We start from the raw sequence: 17852 nt of genomic DNA, 5'->3' as shown, positions 1-17852 counted from the left end.
GCAGCCGCGAGCGTGCCCGCGGCCAGGGTTCAAAGTTGTGACAATCGTTGCAGCATCTGGTCAGAGGCCGAGACCGCCTTACTGTTAATTTCGTAGGCGCGCTGGGTCTGGATCATGTTGACCAGCTCTTCCGCCACGTTAACGTTGGAGGTTTCGACATAGCCCTGCTTGAGGGTGCCCGCGCCGTTGAGACCCGGCGTGGATTCATTCGGCGCACCCGACGATTGCGTTTCGCGATAGAGGTTTTCACCAATACTTTCAAGGCCGGAGTCGTTGATAAACGAACTCAGCGTCAGCTGTCCCACCTGCTGCGGCGCGGTCTGGCCAGGCACCGTGACGCTTACCGTACCGTCGTTGCCGATGGTCAGGCTCTGCGCATCCTGCGGGATGGTGATAGCTGGCTGAACCTGATAACCGCTGGAGGTCACCAGCTGACCGTTCTGGTCGAACTGGAAAGAGCCATCGCGGGTATAGGCGGTGGTGCCGTCCGGCAGCAGCACCTGGAAGAAGCCGCCGCCTTCAATGGCGACATCCTTGCTGTTATTGGTCTGCGTCAGGCTGCCCTGGCTGTGAATACGCTCGGTCGCCACCGGACGCACACCGGTACCTAGCTGTAAACCGGACGGGATGGTGGTCTGCTCGGACGACTGCGCGCCCGGCTGGCGCAGGGTCTGATAGATCAGATCCTCAAACACTGCACGCTGGCGTTTAAAGCCGTTGGTGCTGACGTTCGCCAGGTTGTTGGAAATCACATCCATATTGGTTTGCTGGGCTTCGAGGCCGGTTTTCGCAATCCATAAAGAGCGAATCATGCTGTATTTCTCCTTACCGCGGCCTAACTGGCGCTCAGTAACTGGTTGGCTTTCTGTTCGTTGTCATCGACGGTGGTGATAACTTTCATGTTCATGTCAAAGCCGCGTGAGGTGGCGATCATCTCCACCATCGATTTCACCGGGCTGACGTTGCTCCCCTCCAGCATGCCGGGCATCAGACGCAGATCGGCATCGGCGGGCAGCACGGCGGCAGCGGCCGGATCGGCGACGTGAAACAGACCGTCGTCGCCATGTTTCAGCACGCCAGGCGTGGCATTGACCATCTTCAGGCGGCCAACCTGCGCCAGCGCAGAAGGCTCATCGCCCGCACCCAGCGCGGTAATGGTGCCGTCGGCGGCGAGTGTCAGTTCTGCCTGCGGCGGAACGGCAATCGGGCCGCCATCGCCAATCAGCGGCATGCCGTGTACCCGCAGCTGGCCGTCGGCGTCCACTTCGATGTTGCCATCTTTGGTGTAGCCTTCACTGCCGTCGGGCAGTTGCACCGCCAGCCAGCCGTTTTGCGGCATCGCCACGTCGAGGTTGCGCCCGGTGGCCTGCATCGCCCCCATGGTGTTGTCGCTCCACGGCGTTGACTCCGTCACCATGGTGCGCGTCTCCAGCGACGGGCCGTGCACCGGGATCGCGCGATACGCGGCGATCTGCGCCCGGAACCCGTTGGTCGACGCGTTCGCCAGGTTGTTTGAGGTCACCGCCTGGCGGTTAAGGGCCGCGTTAGCGGCACCCATTGCGGTATATATCGCGCGATCCATCAGCCATTAACCCAGGTTAACCAGCGTCTGTAACAGCTCAGACTGGGTTTTGATGGTTTGCGAGTTGGACTGGTAGTTACGCTGGTAAACGATCATGTTCACCATCTCTTTACTCAGATCCACGTTGGAGGCTTCCAGCATGTTGCCGCGCAGCGAACCGAGGTTGCCGGTGTCGGCAATACCAATGACCGGCTGCCCGGATTCCGGCGTCTCGGTCCAGCAGTTGTTGCCTGCCGACTCCAGACCGCCGGGGTTGGTGAAGTTGCTCAGCACCACCTGGCCCAGCAGCTGGCTTTCGCCGTTGCTGTAGGAGGCGATGATCTGGCCGTTATCACCCACGGTGTAGCCGTTCATCAGTCCCGGCGGATAACCGGTGGTGCTCGGGCTGTCCATGGTGTTTTCAGATGCCTGCTGGCTCAGACCAGAGAGATCGAGGTTAAAGTTGAGCGCCGCGCCGCCCTGGTAAGCCGCGCCGTCGACGGTCAGCTCAGCCGGGTTGGTGGTCAGCTTGCCGGAGGTATCAAACGTCAGGTTGACGGAGCTGGTGGCACCCGGTGAGGTGGAGTCCACCGAGTAAGCCGTCCACTGGTTATCCGCCGTTTTCACGTAGTAGACGTTAATCGCGTGCTCGTTACCGAGGCTGTCGTAAGCGTTGACCTGCGTGGAGTAGGTGTACGAGTCGCCATCCGTTGGATCGAACGGGGTCACGGAGACAACGTCGTTACCGGAGTCGAGGTTACCGGAGATCGAACCCGCGTCAGAAGCGCGCGCTGGCATCTGCCCGGTCGGGATCTGGATCGCGCCAACCGGTGCGCCCTGCTGGATCGCCGGCGGCGTGCCGGTGGCCATATAACCGGTCAGGCGCATGCCCTGGTTGTTGACCACATAACCGCTTTCATCGGTCTGGAACTGACCATTGCGGCTGTAAAAAACACGCCCCGCTTCTGTCACCATGCGGAAGAAACCGTTGCCCTGGATACCCATATCCAGCGCACTGCTGCCCGCGCCGAGCACGCCATCGCTGAAGTTCTGGTTTACACCGGCAACCTGTACGCCCATCCCGACCTGCGAGCCGGCGAAGACGTCGGCGAACGCCACGGAGCCGGATTTAAAACCGACCGTCTGCGAGTTGGCGATGTTGTTACCAACTACATCTAACGCCTGCGATGAGGCGTTTAATCCACTAAGACCTTGAGAGAAACTCATTTGCTAAACGTCCTGTGCGCGTAGCGCGCAACTCTGAATGAAAAATTATTCAATAAGGTAAACTTCGCTGAGCGACGCGGTGCCATCGACGCCCAGTTGCAGCACGGCGCCTGAACTGGTGAAGGAGACGCTCTGCACTTTCGCCGGCTTCAGCGCGGTAATCGCTGGCGCGCTGCCGTCGGCATTGGTGGCGGTAAACGACACCGTAAAGCTGGTGTCCGCCTGGGTACGCGGGTCGCTCGGCTGGAAATCTTCAAAATCATCCAGCGTGTACTCATGCACGCCCGCCTCCACATTCTTCAGCTTCGCGTTGTAGGCATTACCGGCCGCATCGGTGAGCGTGACGGTGACTTCATCCGCGTCGCTATCCAGCGAAAGCCCCACTTTCTGGTTGCCGTTGTCCGCCGTAGAGACTTTCGGGTCACCAGCGATCATGATGTCGCGGCCGACCCAGTCAGCGGAGTTCATCTGCTGCATACTGGCAACCAGCGTGCCCATGCTGTTCATGGTGGTGTTGAGTTGTTCCACGCCCGCCGCCGTGTTGAACTGCGCCAGCTGAGCGGTCAGCTGGTTGTTGTCAATCGGGTCGGTCGGATCCTGGTTCTGCATCTGCGCGACCAGCAGCGTCATAAAGCTGTCCAGCAGTTCATTGGCGCTGGAGCCTGTGCCGACATTGCCGGAGCTGGAGGTCGTCGTCGTGGACGAGGTACTTTTCGTCGTCGCCGCGGATGAGGTACTTTTCGTCGTCGCGGCGCTGTTCGTCATTACCGGTGAAACAGCCATCGTTTTATCCTTACTGACCCAGCGTCAGGGTTTTCAGCATCAGGCTCTTCGCCGAGTTCATTACTTCGACGTTGGCCTGATAGCTGCGGGATGCCGAAATGGTGTTGACCATTTCACCCACCACATCGACGTTCGGCATATGCACATAGCCTTGCTCATCCGCCAGCGGATTAGCCGGTTCATACACCAGACGATCGGGCGCTTCGGACTCCGTCACGCCGCTGACTTTCACGCCGCCAATCTCCTGACCGGCAGCGTTATCGACATTGAAAATAACCTGACGGGCGCGATAGGGTTTGCCATCCGGCCCGGCCACACTGTCAGCATTTGCCATATTACTGGCGCTGACGTTAAGTCGTTTTGACTGGGCGGTCATCGCCGACCCGGAAATATCGAAAATACTAAACAGCGACATGAAAGTTATTAACCCTGGTTAATGACGCTCATTAAGCCTTTAATTTGAGCGCCGAGAATGGTTAAGCTCGACTGATACTTAACATTGTTATCTGCAAAATTAACGCGCTCACGATCCATATCGACAGTATTACCATCTGCGCTTGGCTGATCCGGAATCCGGTAAAGTAATTGTTGATCGTTGGCTTTTGGCACAACGCCGGGAATATGTTTCCCGGATGTTAGAGCTAATGTTAATGGATGATTATTTCGCGTCTCCTGCGCCATCGCGTTTTTCAACTCTTTTGAAAAATCAATGTCTCGCGCCTGGTAGCCCGGCGTGTCGGCATTCGCGATATTGGAGGCTAAAATATCCTGCCGCCGCGACATCAGACTTAATGCCTGCTGCTGGAAACGCAATTCATTATCAAGTTTATCAAACATGAAATGACTCGCCTGCTTCGCTAATTGATTACGGAGCATAGTCTAAGAGACAACCTAATAAATCTATACCTTAAACATCCGACAGAAATAAGCGCATTTAAATACTTCATTACACGTATCGATTTCCAAACAGGGTTTTTATACATACTCTGAAACAGCAAATTGGCGATATACAAACAGAAATGCGCGCATTTATCCGATAAACAAATTACCGACCTGAATTACAATTAAAGTAATCGTAATATCCGTCTTCCTCTATTTATTTATAAGGTTGTTATAAATGCTGCACACGCTATTAAGGCCGCTTTGCCTGCTGCTACTCTGCTGCGCCGTCACGCTTCCCACCCGGGCAGCGAGTGCGCCCGAAGGCGAGCTTGCGTCGCGCATTGCCAGACTGCTGGCAGCCAATCATCAAGGAGCAGAGGAAAACGTGCCGCAGCTGCGCATTCGCATCCTTACCCCGGCCAAAAAAATTGCCGCCCTTTGTAAAAAGCCTGATTTGCGTCTTTCCGGCCATCCGGTGCGTTTAACGGGTAACCGTAGCGTGATCGCTAAATGCGACAGGAAACAGCACTTTATTCAGATTAATGTGAGCGCCAGCGGGCGCTACTGGATTGCGGCCCGCCTGCTTAAACCGGGGAAAACCATTGGCCCGGGTGATATTCAGCCGCTCAGCGGCGAGCTGGATAAGCTGCCTGCCGGGCTGTTGTTAGATGCCAGTAAGATCGTGGGCCGCACGCCGACGCGCACCCTGCACCCCGGCCAGCCGCTGACGGAAAATCAGCTGCGCCAGCGCTGGCTGGTGGTGGCCAATCAGGAGGTGGAGGTTGTCGCCCCCGGCGACGGTTTTTTGATTCATGCCAAAGGCAAGGCGCTGAACAATGCGGCGCAAAACGAACGGGTACGGTTACAGACGCGCAGTGGTCGCGTGGTGGCCGCAACGGCGGTTTCAGAAGGCACAGTCAGCATCAACATCGATAACTGATTTCAGTTTTATTTTGTCCGGGCCGATATCTTTATTACGGGCCACACATAAAAGATATCACCAGGACACTTATGAACATTGAACGCACTAGTCAAGCACGCGCAATCCAGGCGACCACCGCACAACAGCAGGGCGAGCCGCGCGCAAAGTATGAAGACATGGGCACAACGGCGACATCTGACGATCGGGCAAACGGTACCCAGGTCAAGCTGAGCCAATTGATGCAGCAAGTTAAAGCTGACAGTAGCCGTGATATCGACACCGCACGTGTTGCTGAAGTTAAAGCGAAGATGGAGGCGGGCGAGTTAACGCTGGATAGTGACAAGATTGCCAGCGCGCTGGTTCGCGACATCTTTCAGTTCTCATAACCCTGACGAATAGTAGAGATGGAAAATTTATCCGTAATATTGAAAAAACTCACCGGCCTGCTGGAAGAGCTGGAGAGCACGCTGGTGGAAGAGAATGGGCAGCTAAGCCGGGCGCAGATCAACCCGATTTCGCTGCAAATTATCTCTGATAATAAAAGCCGCCTGCTTGCCGCCATCAACTTTTATGATGAGCAGCGCAAGCAGGAGGAGCACCAGCAGAATATCGCTTCACCTTATACTCATAAACCGCAGCTGGCGGCGCTGTGGAGAGGCATTACCTTAGTTGTGAAAAAATCGAGCGAGCTGAACCAGAAGAATTATCAGCTGCTGGAGATGCATATGAAGAAGGTTAACGATGTTAAGCAGATCGTTAGCCGGGCGACGTCAACGACGCAACTCTATGGGCAGAGCGGCAATCACAGCAATGATGGTTCCGGTAATGTCTATCGCATCTCGGTATAGCGCTCTGTACACCGCCCTCGCAACGGCTTCCAGCCGCTCGCCGCTTTGCCAACACCGGGAATAAACAGCGCACGGTTTCATTCCCGGCTCTCATGAGCCAGCATTTTCCACTGCACGCTTTTTGTTCACCCTCTGCCGCCGCAAATTGCAACCTCTTTTTTACGCCATCCCGCGCCAGTCAACGCTTTTCGCTACTTTCGCAGATCAAATGTTTCTAAATGTGTCTGAAAAATCTACCGCTAAAACGCCCCTCTGCGCAGGAAAAAACAAAAGCGCTGATTTTGATCCCTTTTTTCCGGTTAAAAAAACTGTACTGCTACGCTGTTGCAGAGGATTAATTGCCACACTTTCCCTGGTGAAAAGCGTCGAAAAACTCGTTCTATAAATTTGACGAAACAAAACAAAAAAAGCCTGTTTACGCCATAGAGTGAAATCGCGAAAATACATCCACGCACTGCATCATGACGTTTTACCGGTAATACTGAATGATGGCTCTGTGAAAATTCCCTCTCGAAAAGGCCCATTTTTCCAGTTGCCTTATGCCGGGAAGGTCGGTGACCAAACTCTATTACTGACATTTATTAGCAGTAGTGAGCTGTCATATGTGATGTATAACCACTCTTTTCGATAGCCACCTTCGGGTGGCTTTTTTTTGCTTATTTTTCAGTAAATTAAAATAAAAAGAGATGAGGATATTTATTAGCAATGGCGTTAAGCCAGCATGAGACTGGTAAAAAACTGTGCCGCAGAGTTTGTAATGTAAATAAACGTAAGCGTAGCGCTTCGCTAAATAGATGTTTTGCTCTACCGCTCCGCTTATTTCTCCTGCGCGCTATCCGTAACCGAATATATTGCCGAATTATTCGCCCTCGACCTCTTTATTAAGGGTTGTTCCCCCCTCCTCTTCCCGCTCATCAGTCCAGATACGGCTGTAATCGGGCCAGGCCTGCGCGTAACACGCAATATTTTTGATGCAGACGGGGGTGGTCAGGCGATAAAGCTGGGCAAACAGCGGCACCACAAGATAGTGGGTTTTGAGAAAGCGCATCATCCGCCGGATACGCGCGCCATGACGCTCCGCGGGCCCGGCATTGATGCGATCGAGCAGTTGCACGCCGCGCAGCCACTGAGAGTGCCCCCAAAACCAGGTCCACATCTCGCTGTGGCGATAGCGCTCCTCCAGGCTGAAGGTTTCATGCTGGTCGAAGCGCAGAAAGCCGAGACAGAGATCCTCCTCTTCCCAGCGCTGGTTGGGCAGTAACCAGTGTGAAACGCTGATTGGGTTGGTGTTTACCGTACAGCCGCGATAGCGCAGGCTTTTTACCAGTTCATCCACCAGCTTTTTCATCTCGGTAGATCGAAAGTAGGTGATGTTGAGCGTGGCGGGCAGCAGCGCCTGGGCGGGTGCCTCTTTTAGTGGCTTTAACCACTCCGGTAGCGGTACCAGCGTCTCTTCCCGCTCCATCAGCGCGCGGGCGAGGGAGTGCGCAATCTGGCGGATCACCGCCTGCTGCGCCAGGTTCAAGCGGCCGCGCCGTTGATTAAAGGTGACATAGTAAAACGCATCACTGCTTTCACGAGTCACCATCGGTTCCGGGGTTAATTGTGAGCGGGGCGTATCGAGGCGCACCAGCGCAGGCGAAGGTGTGGCGGCCAGCGGCGTGTTGTAGACGATCTCGCTCGCCTGCGGCATTTCACCATGCCAGCCGGGCGCGCGGGTGAGGATCATCTGCGCATCGGAATGGCTACCAAGCCGAAAAGGCCCGAGGCCCACCACGCCATTTTCCGGGTGCGACAGGGCATAAACCGGGCTTGCCAGCCGATAGAGCAGCATCGCGTCCGGCTGATTAAGGTGCATGATCAACACATAATCCTGCACGATGACATCCGTCACGTGGGGCAAGCCAGGCCCGCCCGCATAACGCTGAAGCGTGGTCTGAAGCTGCGCAGGCTTGAGCGGCTCGCCGTTGTGCCACACCAGCCCGCGGCGCAGCATAAAGTGCCAGCTCAACCCATCTTCACTAACGCGAATAGTGTGCGCGAGACAGGGAACCGGCTCAGCCTGCTCCGGCAGATGGCGCGTCAGCCCGGCATGTACCATCTGTAGAATATGCCGCCCGGCGCGATCGGTATGAATAGAGGGCACGGGTGCCTGTAGCGGGCGATAGAAAGAGATGTGGTAGTGAAAGCCATCGCTGGAGTAACAGACTCCCTGATTTACCGGCACGCTTTTCGCCTCTGCCGCAGGGGTATTGCTGCCAAGCATATTCTCCAGCGCCGCTACGCTCATCTGGCACTGCAACACGCCGAGCGCGCCGCGCCCCGGTCTGGAACGCCAGATAAGCCACCCCTCCTCCTGCATCTCTTGCAGCAGGGAGCGCGCGTAGCGTGCCGTGCAGGCTAAAGTGTCGGCGATTTGCGCCAGGGATAACTCATGCCGGTGCGTACTGTATTTTGCCAGCAGCCGGTTATAACGGCGCAGCAGGCTACCCTTCTCAATAGCGGAGTAATAAACCATTGGTTATTCACCATGATAAACAGCTGACGACAGGGGGTTCGATACGATGGAGAGTGCAGTAGTGAATATAGCATATTAGATAAATCTTATGATTCTGCCCGCCCGCCGCGCGGCCATATGAGATTTTTCACTTTTTTTTCGCTGCCCGCGAAACCTTTTCCTCTGCGCCAGCGAACTGTAGATGAACGCATACTTAACGTTGACCTGGAGCGCATGATGACCCCGATGAAAAAACTCTTTTTGAGCCTCTCTGCCGCAGCCCTGCTGAATGTTGCCAGCGCCCAGGCGGCGCTGCCGACCGGTTCGCAGGCACCTGATTTCCAGTTACAGGGCGCGCTGGCGGGAAAACCGCTCACGTTCTCACTCAAGCAAGCGCTGCAAAAAGGGCCGGTGGTGCTCTACTTCTTCCCGGCGGCATTCAGTAAAGGGTGCACCATTGAAGCCCACGCCTTTGCCGAAGCGACGGATGATTTTAAAAAGCTTGGCGCAACGGTAATTGGCGTCACCGCCGGTAACACCGATCAGGTGGATGCCTTCTCCAAAGAGGAGTGCCGCGATAAATTTACCGTTGCTGCCGACCCGGGCGCGAAAGTGGCGGCGCAGTACGACACGCTGATGGAGATGAAGGGCAAAACCCTCTCCGATCGCACCTCTTACGTAATCGCGCCGGACGGCAAGATCCTGCTGAGCTACACTGACAGAAACCCGGAAACGCATATCCAGAAAACGATGGACGCGGTGAAACAGTATGCGAAAAACCATTCGTAACTAACCCTTTTTCCGGCAGAGAATCACTATGTTAACCGCCATGCTCGCCGCCTTCGCAGGCGGCATTATTCTCAACTTTATGCCCTGCGTGTTTCCGATTATCTCGCTGAAAGCGCTGGGTCTGCTGCGCCATACCGGGGATCAAGGGCAGACGCGCCGCGAAGGGCTGGGCTTTTTACTCGGTACGGTGGCGACCATGCTGATCCTCGCCGGGATCCTGCTTGCGCTGCGCGCTGGTGGCAGCGCCGTCGGCTGGGGCTTTCAGCTGCAATCGCCGCTGGTTATCGCCGCACTGGCGCTGATTGTGCTGGCGGCGGCGCTTAACCTGCTCGGCGTGTTTGAAGTGGGCCTCTCCGCGCAGCGGGCCGGGGAGATCCATATCGAACGCGGGGCGTTTATCCGCGCGGCGCTGACCGGCGCGCTCTCAATTATTGTCGCAACGCCCTGCGCCGCGCCGTTTATGGCGGGTGCCATTGGCTATGCGCTGGTGCAGCCGCCCGCTGTCGCGCTGGCGATCTTCTTCGTCCTCGCGCTCGGTTTTGCCGCACCCTTTAGCCTGATTTCGCTCTTCCCCGCTCTCGGAAAATGGCTGCCGCGACCCGGCGCGTGGATGAACACCCTGAAACGCGGGCTGGCCTTTCCGATGTTTGGTGCCTTCGGCTGGCTGGTGTGGGTGCTGGCGCAGCAGGCGGGCAACACGGCGCTGGCGGCAATCATTGCCGCTTCGGTGGTAATGAGCTTCGCCGCCTGGCTCTATGGCATGGCGCAGCAGCGCCGCTTCGCCGGGCGCGGCCATAAAGGGCTGTTCGCCGCCACCGCACTGCTGATTATCGCTGCCATTGCGCCGCTGCCGTCGGTGGTGAACAGCGGCGCGGCGCTGGCCTCGTCGCAGGTGGAGGAGACCAGCTGGTCGCCGCAAAAAGTGGCGGATAATCGCGGCCACGGAAAAGCGATTTTCGTCAACTTCACCGCCTCCTGGTGCATCACCTGCCAGGTGAATGAGAAGACTTCGCTCTCAACCCAGGCGGTCAAAACGGCGCTGGCGAAGAGCGGCACCCTCTACATGGTGGCGGACTCGACGAAATTTAACGCCGATATTGATGACGCGCTCAATGAGCTGGGCCAGGGCAGCCTGCCGCTCTATGTCGTCTACCCGGCGGATGGCGGCGCGCCGACCATCCTGCCGCAGGTGTTAACGCCGACAATTGTGGTCAACGCCCTGAATGCGGCGAGCGGCAAAAAAACCTAAGGCGGATGATGGATAAAGCGGAGGCAGCGCGGGAAGAGTGGCCGCATCTGATGGCCCAGGCGCAGGCGGGCGACAGCCAGGCCTATACCCGGCTGCTTAAAGCGCTGGTGCCGGTTGTCCGCACGCTTGCGCGTAAGCAGATTGCCGATGACGAGCTGGTCGAGGATGTGATTCAGGATGTGCTGCTGACCCTGCACCGGGTGCGCCACACCTACGATCCCGCCGCGCCCTTTTTGCCGTGGCTGATGGCGATTGCCCATGCCCGCACGGTGGATGCGCTGCGAAAGCGCGGCCGCCATCAACAGCGGGAAGTGGCGGACGAACTGCTGCAAGAGCCGGTCGCCGCTGCTCAGCCCACCCTGCATGAAGAGGAGCTAACGGCGCTGCTCGCCCAGCTACCCGCACGCCAGCGCGAGGTGATTGAGCATTTTCACCTGCGCGAAATGAGCCTTGCTGAAACCGCGACACGGCACAACCTGACGGTCTCCGCCGTCAAATCGCTGCTGCATCGCGCCCTGAATAATCTTCGTCGGTTAGGAGCCCTTCATGGCCGATCATGAGTGGTTAATTGAGAAACTTGGCCGTTCGGCAGAGCCGGTAAAACGGCCCTGGCGCAGCGGCTGGCGGGTGGCAAGCTGGCTTGCCGTGGCGCTGCCGTGTGGCGTGGCGGTAAGCCTGATGCTGCACAGAGCGCAGACCGACTGGTCGCACGCCGGTGCGCCGTGGGCGATGCTGCAACTGCTGCTGACCTTCGCCACCGGCACGCTGGCAATCCGCAACGCCTTTCTGCTCAGTATTGCCGGGCAGCGTCCGCTCGGCTGGGGCTGGTTTGCGCCGCTGGTTGGCGTCTGGCTGGCGACAACCTTTTTGAATCTCCATCTGCATCGCGTTCCGGCGAGCGGCATGGTTGAGGGGCCAAACTGCTACCTCTTTATGCTGGCGGTGAGCGTGCCGATGGCGGCAATAGTTGTTGGTTACCTGCGCCGCACCCGCACGCTCTTTCCCGCCCGCAGCCTTGGCGCGGCGGGCGCAGGGGTCGCCTGTATGGCGCTGACCCTGCTCTCGCTCTGCCACCCGACGCACATCAGCGCGGCGGATCTGCTGATGCATATCGCCGCGGTGAGCACCATTGTGCTGCTCACCGTAGTGCTCGGTTACCGCTGGGTTTCGCTGCCGTAGCGGTCACTTTTTCGGGAAGATCCACAGCTGATCGGCAGGCAGCACCACGCGGTAGTTTTGCGCCGCGCGCGACTGCGTGCCGTAGACGCGCACCACATAGTCATCAACCGGCGTGCGGAAGAGATACTCCCAGCGGTCGCCCAGGTACATGCTGGTGAGCATCGGCAGATCCAGCGAGTTATCCTGCGGCGTCTCGGTCAGCCGCAGGCTCTCCACGCGGATCACCGCCGTCGCCTCCTGCCCTGCGCTAACGCCTGGCCCGGCCACGCCCCACAGTGCCCACTGCGCCCCTTCAATGCGCGCCCGGCCGTTGGAAACTTCTGTCACTTTGCCATGCAAGCGGTTGTTGCTGCCCATAAACTCGGCGGTAAACAGCGTTGAGGGCTTGCTGTACATCTCCTGCGGCGTGCCCTGCTGCTCAATCACCCCATTGTTGAGCAGCAAAATGCGGTCGGAAATCGCCATCGCCTCATTCTGATCGTGGGTCACCATCAGCGCCGATAGCCCAAGCTTGACGATCAACTCGCGCAGGAAGACGCGCGCCTCTTCGCGCAGCTTGGCGTCGAGGTTGGAGAGCGGTTCATCGAGCAGGATCACGGGCGGGTTATAGACCAGCGCGCGGCCAATGGCGACGCGCTGCTGCTGACCGCCCGAAAGCTGATGCGGGTGGCGCTGGCCGAGTGCGCCGAGGCCAAGCTGATCGAGCACACTCTGCACCCGCTGGCTAATCTCGTGAGCGGCGATTTTGCGCAGCTTCAGCGGGTAGGCGACATTCTCAAACACGGTTTTGTGCGGCCACAGGGCGTAGGACTGGAACACCAGCCCAAGATTGCGTTCTTCCGCCGGCACTTCGCTGCGCGGTGTGCCATCGTAAACCACATTTTTGCCAATGGTGATACGGCCCTGGGTGGGCTTCTCCAGCCCGGCGACGGCGCGCAGTAGCGTGGTTTTCCCGCTGCCGGAGGGGCCAAGCAGGGAGACCACTTCGCCACGTTTGAGATCCATCGACACGCCCTTTAACACCGGGTTGTCGCCGTAGGTCAGGTGTAAATTCTCTACCGTTAGCTCAATCATGTAATTTCACTCCAAAACGCAGGGCCACACCAAGACCGATGACCACCAGCAAAATATTGATAAACGAGAGGGCCGCGACAATATCGATAGCGCCCGCCGCCCACAGCGACACCAGCATCGAGCCGATGGTTTCCGTGCCGGGCGAGAGCAGATACACCCCGGTGGAGTATTCGCGCTCAAAGATCAAAAACATCAGCAGCCAGGAGCCGATCAGGCCATAGCGTGACAGCGGCACCGTCACATGGCGGGTTACCTGCCCCGGTGTCGCGCCGGTGCTGCGCGCCGCCTCTTCCAGCTCCGGCCCCACTTGCAGCAGGGTTGAAGAGATAAGGCGCAGGCCATAAGCCATCCACACTACGGTGTAGGCCAGCCAGACGCTGAAGATGGTGTTGCGCAGCGAACGCAGCCAGACAATCAGGTTGTCACGCAGCCACTCAGAGACCGGCAGCCCCGACAGCCAGCCGTTTTTCAGGGATTGATCGAGCCACATCGGTAAGAAGAGGAAGACCCACAAAAAGGCCAGACCGGCGAGCAGACCCGGCACCGCGCGCGGCACCAGCACGCTGTAGTCGAGGAAGCGGGTGACGTTATCCTGTTTGCGGTGCATCGCGATGCCGACAAACAGATAGCAGATCACCGCCAGCGCGCCGCCGAAGACGCCAATCGCCATCGAGTTGACAATCGCCCGCAGCAAGTTCGGCTGCTGCCAAATATTGCGGAAGGTCTCCAGCGAGACGTTATCCCACAGCGGCACGCCAACCCCCCAGTGGGAAATAAAGGCGCGCAGCACCACGCCCAGCAGCGGCACACCGATCGTTACCGTCAGCCACGCCACCACTACTGCACCTGCCACCCAGCGCCATTTTCCCAGCGGCAGCGCGCGCGCCTGCGACGCTTTGCCTTTCATGGTGACAAAGCGGTTGGCGGTGCGCATTAAGCGGCGTTGCAGCATTACCAGCGGAATGGTGATACAGATCAGCACCACCGCCACGGCGGCCATCAGGTGGTAAGAGGGCGTGCCGAGCTTGTTGGTCAATTTATAGAGATAGGTCGCCAGCACCATGTTGCCTTCGGGATCGCCGAGCACCAGCATCAGGCCGAACACCTCCAGCCCGAGGAAAAAGAGCAGTACGCAGGCGTAAAGGATCGACGGGCGCACCATCGGCAGGCTGACGGAGGTCATCACCTGTAAAGGCGAGGCCCCCACCGTGCGCGCGGCCTCCTCGACATCTGAGCCAACGCTGCGCAGCGCCGACGAGATATAAAGATAGGCGTGCGGGACGTGCGTTAGCCCGGCGATCACCACAATGCTGAACATCGAGTAGATGTTCCACGGCACAAACCCCAGTAGCTGTTGCGCCCACTGTGACAAAAAGCCCACCGGCCCGGCAGAGACAACATAGCCAAAGCCAAGCACCATCGGCGAGACGAAAATGGGCACCAGGATCAGCGGCTCAATAAAGCGCCGCCCCGGCAGGTCAGTACGCACCATCAAGAAGGCGAGAATGCCGCCGAGCGGAATGGCAATAAACACCAGCCCAAAGGCGAGAATAAAGCCGGACTTTAAGGCAAGGTAAAAATCGGGGTCGGTGAAGATAAAGGCGAAGGATTCGAGGCTCAGCTCCTTACTGCGGGAGAAGAAAGGCGCTGAAAGAAAACTCTGTACGACAATAAATAATAACGGAACGTAGATCACCAGGGCGGTAATCAGGACCGTTACGCCGCGCGGTAACCCTTGCCATTTTCTGCGCACGATATTCATAGAAAATCCCTGTGGTCAGAAGATGAGAGTGAAAGGGTTGTGTGCGAACAGCGCCGCACACAACCGGCAACGCCTCTATTTCCCGGCGGCGGTGCGCCACTGTTTAATAAATTCGAGACGCTTTTTCGGCTCCAGATACTCAAGCAGCGACTCATCAACCGGGATCGGTTTCAGCGCATCGCCGAGCAGTTTGGTCATGCCGTCGATATCATTACTGCCTTCGATATCGTTACGCAGGGAGGGGATATCCGCCTGGCTTGCCAGAATGCTCTGCCCTTTTTCCGACAGTACATAGTCAAACCACAATTTCGCCGCGTTGCTGTGCTCCGCTTCGGCACTGATAAAGGAGACGCGCGACAGCACCAGCACATAATCTTTCGGGTAGGAGACGCCTAAGGATTTATCCGCTTTCGCACGCGCTTCGGCATAGGAGCCGAGGATGTTGTAGCCGACCAGGTTTTCACCGGAGGAGACGCGCTCCATCATGGTGCCGGTGGAGGATTGCACCGTCAGGCCGCCTTTGGCGATATCCGCAAGATGGGTGAAATACTCTTTGTCGTGCTTGCTGTCTTCAACGGCGAGCATAAAGCCGAGCCCCGATTTTTCGATATCGTAGGTGGTCACTTTGCTCTTGAATTTATCGGTCTGGCTGGCAATCAGCTTCGCCAGCGCAGTGTGGGAATCCGGGACGTCGCCCTGCGGGATCAGGCGTTTGTTATAGATAAAGACCACCGGCTCGTAGGTGGTGCCATAGGCTTTATTTTTCCATACCGCCCATTTCGGCAGTTTGCTCTGTTCAGGGGAGGCGTACTCATCGGCATATTCGGTTGCCAGCTTCAGCGCGGTGTCCATCGACGAACTCCACACTACGTCGCCGCTGCCGCCACCGGAGGCCTGCTCGCTAAGATAACGGTTATACAGCTCGGTGCTGTTCATATCGTTATATTCAACTTTGATACCGGGATATTGCGCTTCAAACCCTTTGATCAGCGGGCCAGCGGCTTTGGTGTCGGTCGTTGAATAGACCACCACTTTGCCCTCTTTGGTGCCGGCATCGACGATTTTCTGATAATCCGCCGGGTAGCCCGCAGGGACAGCTGCGAGAGCGGCAGAGGAAAAGAGAGCCGCTACTACGCCCGCCAGTACGCTTTTTTTCATCTCCATGAACAAACCCCTATTTATCATTTTGTAAACACAAATTTAACATATAGCGCCTTACCCACCCGATGCAACGCGATGGGGTCTTTTTTGCGGGTTTTGTGACATTGAAGGGATTTAAGCCAATTACGCCGTTATTTTACCGAGAGTTAGCGGCATTTTATTCAGAACGGCGTTTTGTTCAGGATGAAAAATGGCGGGGCAAAGAGGTAAGAGTTGTTTACGCTTTTTAACAAATTAATCGCCGAGGATAAGGGGGCGATCGTACAGCACAATATGTTCGGGTTTATGCGGGTCATATTTTATCGTCGTGCCAGTCCCGGCGGCCAGCCGCGTCGCATCCTTAAACGCCAGCGGCACAGTGATAGTGGCTTGTACAACACGCCCTTCGCGCGTGGTAAACCGGACCGCTATTTCGCACCAGACCGAGGCGCGATCCATCCTGTTAGTGCGATTAAACGCAACGATATCGGCGTTGGCAGCAATGCCGTTTTTACTTACATGAACCTCAATAAAAAGCTTCCGAACCCAGGCGAATACTTTGTATATCAGCCACAGCACCACTATCACAGCTATGCTGCTCAGCATCTCGTAAAGGGGTTTTAGCGTCATTTTTCGTCCTGATGGCCGCAATTTTTCCCGGATAGCGCATTTTTCCACTCTTCAGGACGTATTAAAAGCCCCGGGTTTGTTTGCTTTTTTAAACCATCACAGCCTTGTCTCTTTCAATCAGAAGAGACGCTACCTCCCTAAAACGCAATAAACCCACCAACAGTGTTGAACAGCTAAACCGGTTTAGTTAATGTTTAGCGGTACTCATTATCGGGAGAAAATCATGTCAGCTCGAGTCTGGTGTCTGGGTGACGCCGTGGTGGATCTATTGCCGCAGGGCGATGCCTGCCTGATGCAGTGCCCCGGCGGCGCACCGGCCAATGTTGCGGTCGGCATTGCGCGCTTACAGGGGAATAGCGGTTTTATCGGTCGCGTCGGCGACGATCCCTTCGGTCACTTTATGCGCCAGACGCTGGCGAAAGAGCAGGTCGACACTGCTTATATGCGTGCCGATGCACAGCACCGCACTTCAACCGTGGTGGTGGCGCTGGATGAAGAGGGTGAGCGCTCATTTACCTTTATGGTACGCCCGAGCGCCGACCTGTTCCTTGCAGAAACGGATCTGCCGCCGTTTGCCCGCGGCGAATGGCTGCACTGCTGCTCGATAGCGCTGGCGGCTGAGCCTTCGCGCTCCACCACTTTCAGCGCGATGGAGCGGGTGCGCAGCGCGGGCGGGTTTGTCAGCTTCGACCCCAACATTCGCCACGATTTATGGGCCGACAGCGCCCAGCTTCGCCACTGCATTGAGCGCGCGCTGGTGCTGGCAGATGTGGTGAAACTCTCGGAAGAGGAGCTGGCATTTATCGCCGACGCGCCCGCTGACGAGGTGAGCCTGCCTGAGCTGGCGGCGCGGTATGGCATCACCCTGCTGCTGGTCACTCAGGGCAAAGCCGGGGTGAAAGCCTGCCTGAACGGCAAGTGCTACCACTACCCGACGCTGCCGGTAATCAGCGTCGATACCACCGGCGCGGGCGATGCCTTTGTCGCCGGTCTGCTGTGGGGGCTGGCGCAGCACGGCCTGCCCGATAGCGAACCGCAGTTAGCCGCGCGGCTGGCGAGCGCGCAAATCTGCGGTGCGCTGGCAACCACCGCCAAAGGGGCGATGACCGCCCTGCCCTGGCGCCACCAGCTTGAGGAGCAACTTGCCTGACGCGCGCGGCCTAACGTCTCGTTTTGCGAGCCGTCTCACATTCACTAAACCGGTTTAGCTAATTTCATTGCGTCCTGAAATTATGCGCGATTATGATTCGTCACCTAAACCGGTTTAGCAAAAATAACTCTGTGATGATGGCTCTTCCTTAGGGATGCA

The 17852-nt window shown here is 57.4% G+C and carries 19 protein-coding genes; 8 read left to right on the top strand and 11 right to left on the bottom strand.

Annotated elements, in window-relative coordinates:
* Positions 1-29 precede the first annotated feature (29 nt).
* Genes flgG through flgB form a run of 6 tightly spaced genes read right to left on the bottom strand, consistent with a single transcriptional unit; the run spans position 30 to position 4408 of the window.
* Positions 30-812 carry a flagellar basal-body rod protein FlgG gene (gene flgG / locus EH164_RS04900; protein WP_042712490.1) on the bottom strand — a complete coding sequence of 261 codons (783 nt, stop codon included), beginning with the start codon at positions 810-812 and terminating at the stop codon, positions 30-32.
* A gap of 23 nt (positions 813-835) precedes the next feature.
* Entirely contained in the window at positions 836-1582 is a 747-nt protein-coding gene (locus tag EH164_RS04895) for a flagellar basal body rod protein FlgF (protein WP_076769090.1), read from the bottom strand.
* Between the two features lie 6 nt (positions 1583-1588).
* A complete protein-coding gene (flgE, locus tag EH164_RS04890; RefSeq protein WP_124967484.1) occupies positions 1589-2788 on the bottom strand; it encodes a flagellar hook protein FlgE in 1200 nt (399 codons plus the stop codon).
* Positions 2789-2833: 45 nt separating this feature from the next.
* Positions 2834-3571: a flagellar hook assembly protein FlgD gene (locus EH164_RS04885; RefSeq protein WP_124967483.1), complete on the bottom strand. Its 738-nt coding sequence runs from the start codon at positions 3569-3571 to the stop codon at positions 2834-2836.
* Between the two features lie 10 nt (positions 3572-3581).
* Positions 3582-3986 carry a flagellar basal body rod protein FlgC gene (gene flgC, locus EH164_RS04880; RefSeq protein WP_042712495.1) on the bottom strand — a complete coding sequence of 135 codons (405 nt, stop codon included), beginning with the start codon at positions 3984-3986 and terminating at the stop codon, positions 3582-3584.
* Positions 3987-3994: 8 nt separating this feature from the next.
* On the bottom strand, positions 3995-4408 hold the full coding sequence (gene flgB / locus EH164_RS04875; protein ID WP_124967482.1) for a flagellar basal body rod protein FlgB: 414 nt from the start codon (positions 4406-4408) through the stop codon (positions 3995-3997).
* Between the two features lie 280 nt (positions 4409-4688).
* On the opposite strand from flgB, the gene flgA reads away from it, so the two are divergent.
* The 3 genes from flgA to EH164_RS04860 all read left to right on the top strand — a co-directional run bounded on the left by flgA (position 4689) and on the right by EH164_RS04860 (position 6223).
* Positions 4689-5393, top strand: a complete 705-nt coding sequence (flgA, locus tag EH164_RS04870; RefSeq protein WP_124967481.1) for a flagellar basal body P-ring formation chaperone FlgA — start codon at positions 4689-4691, stop codon at positions 5391-5393.
* Between the two features lie 71 nt (positions 5394-5464).
* Positions 5465-5761: a flagellar biosynthesis anti-sigma factor FlgM gene (flgM, locus tag EH164_RS04865; protein WP_124967480.1), complete on the top strand. Its 297-nt coding sequence runs from the start codon at positions 5465-5467 to the stop codon at positions 5759-5761.
* An 18-nt stretch (positions 5762-5779) separates the two neighbouring features.
* The gene (locus tag EH164_RS04860) at positions 5780-6223 is read left to right on the top strand and encodes a flagella synthesis protein FlgN (protein WP_124967479.1); all 444 of its coding nucleotides are present in this window, start codon (positions 5780-5782) and stop codon (positions 6221-6223) included.
* 859 nt (positions 6224-7082) lie between these two features.
* On the opposite strand, the gene EH164_RS04855 is transcribed toward EH164_RS04860, so the two are convergent.
* Positions 7083-8741, bottom strand: a complete 1659-nt coding sequence (locus tag EH164_RS04855; protein ID WP_124967478.1) for an SgrR family transcriptional regulator — start codon at positions 8739-8741, stop codon at positions 7083-7085.
* A 216-nt stretch (positions 8742-8957) separates the two neighbouring features.
* On the opposite strand from EH164_RS04855, the gene EH164_RS04850 reads away from it, so the two are divergent.
* From EH164_RS04850 to EH164_RS04835, 4 genes are read left to right on the top strand one after another with little or no spacing between them, the layout of a single operon-like run.
* Complete coding sequence (locus EH164_RS04850) at positions 8958-9509, top strand: peroxiredoxin (protein ID WP_034813523.1); 552 nt, start codon at positions 8958-8960, stop codon at positions 9507-9509.
* A gap of 28 nt (positions 9510-9537) precedes the next feature.
* Positions 9538-10758 (top strand): protein-disulfide reductase DsbD, encoded by a 1221-nt coding sequence (locus EH164_RS04845; RefSeq protein ID WP_124967477.1) that lies wholly within the window; start codon positions 9538-9540, stop codon positions 10756-10758.
* 8 nt (positions 10759-10766) lie between these two features.
* Entirely contained in the window at positions 10767-11318 is a 552-nt protein-coding gene (locus EH164_RS04840; protein WP_124971270.1) for a sigma-70 family RNA polymerase sigma factor, read from the top strand.
* Positions 11305-11937: an NrsF family protein gene (locus tag EH164_RS04835; protein WP_124967476.1), complete on the top strand. Its 633-nt coding sequence runs from the start codon at positions 11305-11307 to the stop codon at positions 11935-11937. Before EH164_RS04840 ends, EH164_RS04835 begins: the two co-directional genes overlap by 14 nt.
* 3 nt (positions 11938-11940) lie before the next feature.
* Here the strand turns inward: EH164_RS04835 and EH164_RS04830 are convergent, their stop codons facing one another.
* From EH164_RS04830 to EH164_RS04815, 4 genes are all read right to left on the bottom strand, one after another.
* Complete coding sequence (locus EH164_RS04830; RefSeq protein ID WP_023480677.1) at positions 11941-13011, bottom strand: ABC transporter ATP-binding protein; 1071 nt, start codon at positions 13009-13011, stop codon at positions 11941-11943.
* On the bottom strand, positions 13004-14773 hold the full coding sequence (locus EH164_RS04825; protein WP_054803948.1) for an iron ABC transporter permease: 1770 nt from the start codon (positions 14771-14773) through the stop codon (positions 13004-13006). The genes EH164_RS04830 and EH164_RS04825 overlap by 8 nt, the downstream gene beginning before the upstream one ends.
* Before the next feature lie 75 nt (positions 14774-14848).
* The gene (locus EH164_RS04820; protein WP_023480653.1) at positions 14849-15937 is read right to left on the bottom strand and encodes an ABC transporter substrate-binding protein; all 1089 of its coding nucleotides are present in this window, start codon (positions 15935-15937) and stop codon (positions 14849-14851) included.
* Between the two features lie 231 nt (positions 15938-16168).
* Positions 16169-16543: a DUF3592 domain-containing protein gene (locus EH164_RS04815; protein ID WP_241175002.1), complete on the bottom strand. Its 375-nt coding sequence runs from the start codon at positions 16541-16543 to the stop codon at positions 16169-16171.
* Positions 16544-16766: 223 nt separating this feature from the next.
* On the opposite strand from EH164_RS04815, the gene EH164_RS04810 reads away from it, so the two are divergent.
* The gene (locus EH164_RS04810; RefSeq protein WP_124967475.1) at positions 16767-17693 is read left to right on the top strand and encodes an aminoimidazole riboside kinase; all 927 of its coding nucleotides are present in this window, start codon (positions 16767-16769) and stop codon (positions 17691-17693) included.
* The last annotated feature ends 159 nt before the right edge of the window (positions 17694-17852 follow it).

The sequence above is a fragment of the Kosakonia sp. CCTCC M2018092 genome (genome assembly GCF_003864115.1).
Lineage (GTDB): Bacteria > Pseudomonadota > Gammaproteobacteria > Enterobacterales > Enterobacteriaceae > Kosakonia > Kosakonia cowanii.
Note: the sequence above shows the minus strand (reverse complement) of the source record. Positions and strands in the feature narration are given on the sequence as shown.

Excerpts from the sequence above, each read along its gene's own strand:
- flgG (WP_042712490.1), bottom strand. The coding sequence starts at position 812 with ATGATTCGCTCTTTATGGATTGCGAAAACCGGCCTCGAAGCCCAGCAA.
- EH164_RS04895 (WP_076769090.1), bottom strand. The coding sequence starts at position 1,582 with ATGGATCGCGCGATATATACCGCAATGGGTGCCGCTAACGCGGCCCTT.
- flgE (WP_124967484.1), bottom strand. The coding sequence starts at position 2,788 with ATGAGTTTCTCTCAAGGTCTTAGTGGATTAAACGCCTCATCGCAGGCG.
- EH164_RS04885 (WP_124967483.1), bottom strand. The coding sequence starts at position 3,571 with ATGGCTGTTTCACCGGTAATGACGAACAGCGCCGCGACGACGAAAAGT.
- flgC (WP_042712495.1), bottom strand. The coding sequence starts at position 3,986 with ATGTCGCTGTTTAGTATTTTCGATATTTCCGGGTCGGCGATGACCGCC.
- flgB (WP_124967482.1), bottom strand. The coding sequence starts at position 4,408 with ATGTTTGATAAACTTGATAATGAATTGCGTTTCCAGCAGCAGGCATTA.
- flgA (WP_124967481.1), top strand. The coding sequence starts at position 4,689 with ATGCTGCACACGCTATTAAGGCCGCTTTGCCTGCTGCTACTCTGCTGC.
- flgM (WP_124967480.1), top strand. The coding sequence starts at position 5,465 with ATGAACATTGAACGCACTAGTCAAGCACGCGCAATCCAGGCGACCACC.
- EH164_RS04860 (WP_124967479.1), top strand. The coding sequence starts at position 5,780 with ATGGAAAATTTATCCGTAATATTGAAAAAACTCACCGGCCTGCTGGAA.
- EH164_RS04855 (WP_124967478.1), bottom strand. The coding sequence starts at position 8,741 with ATGGTTTATTACTCCGCTATTGAGAAGGGTAGCCTGCTGCGCCGTTAT.
- EH164_RS04850 (WP_034813523.1), top strand. The coding sequence starts at position 8,958 with ATGACCCCGATGAAAAAACTCTTTTTGAGCCTCTCTGCCGCAGCCCTG.
- EH164_RS04845 (WP_124967477.1), top strand. The coding sequence starts at position 9,538 with ATGTTAACCGCCATGCTCGCCGCCTTCGCAGGCGGCATTATTCTCAAC.
- EH164_RS04840 (WP_124971270.1), top strand. The coding sequence starts at position 10,767 with ATGGATAAAGCGGAGGCAGCGCGGGAAGAGTGGCCGCATCTGATGGCC.
- EH164_RS04835 (WP_124967476.1), top strand. The coding sequence starts at position 11,305 with ATGGCCGATCATGAGTGGTTAATTGAGAAACTTGGCCGTTCGGCAGAG.
- EH164_RS04830 (WP_023480677.1), bottom strand. The coding sequence starts at position 13,011 with ATGATTGAGCTAACGGTAGAGAATTTACACCTGACCTACGGCGACAAC.
- EH164_RS04825 (WP_054803948.1), bottom strand. The coding sequence starts at position 14,773 with ATGAATATCGTGCGCAGAAAATGGCAAGGGTTACCGCGCGGCGTAACG.
- EH164_RS04820 (WP_023480653.1), bottom strand. The coding sequence starts at position 15,937 with ATGGAGATGAAAAAAAGCGTACTGGCGGGCGTAGTAGCGGCTCTCTTT.
- EH164_RS04815 (WP_241175002.1), bottom strand. The coding sequence starts at position 16,543 with ATGACGCTAAAACCCCTTTACGAGATGCTGAGCAGCATAGCTGTGATA.
- EH164_RS04810 (WP_124967475.1), top strand. The coding sequence starts at position 16,767 with ATGTCAGCTCGAGTCTGGTGTCTGGGTGACGCCGTGGTGGATCTATTG.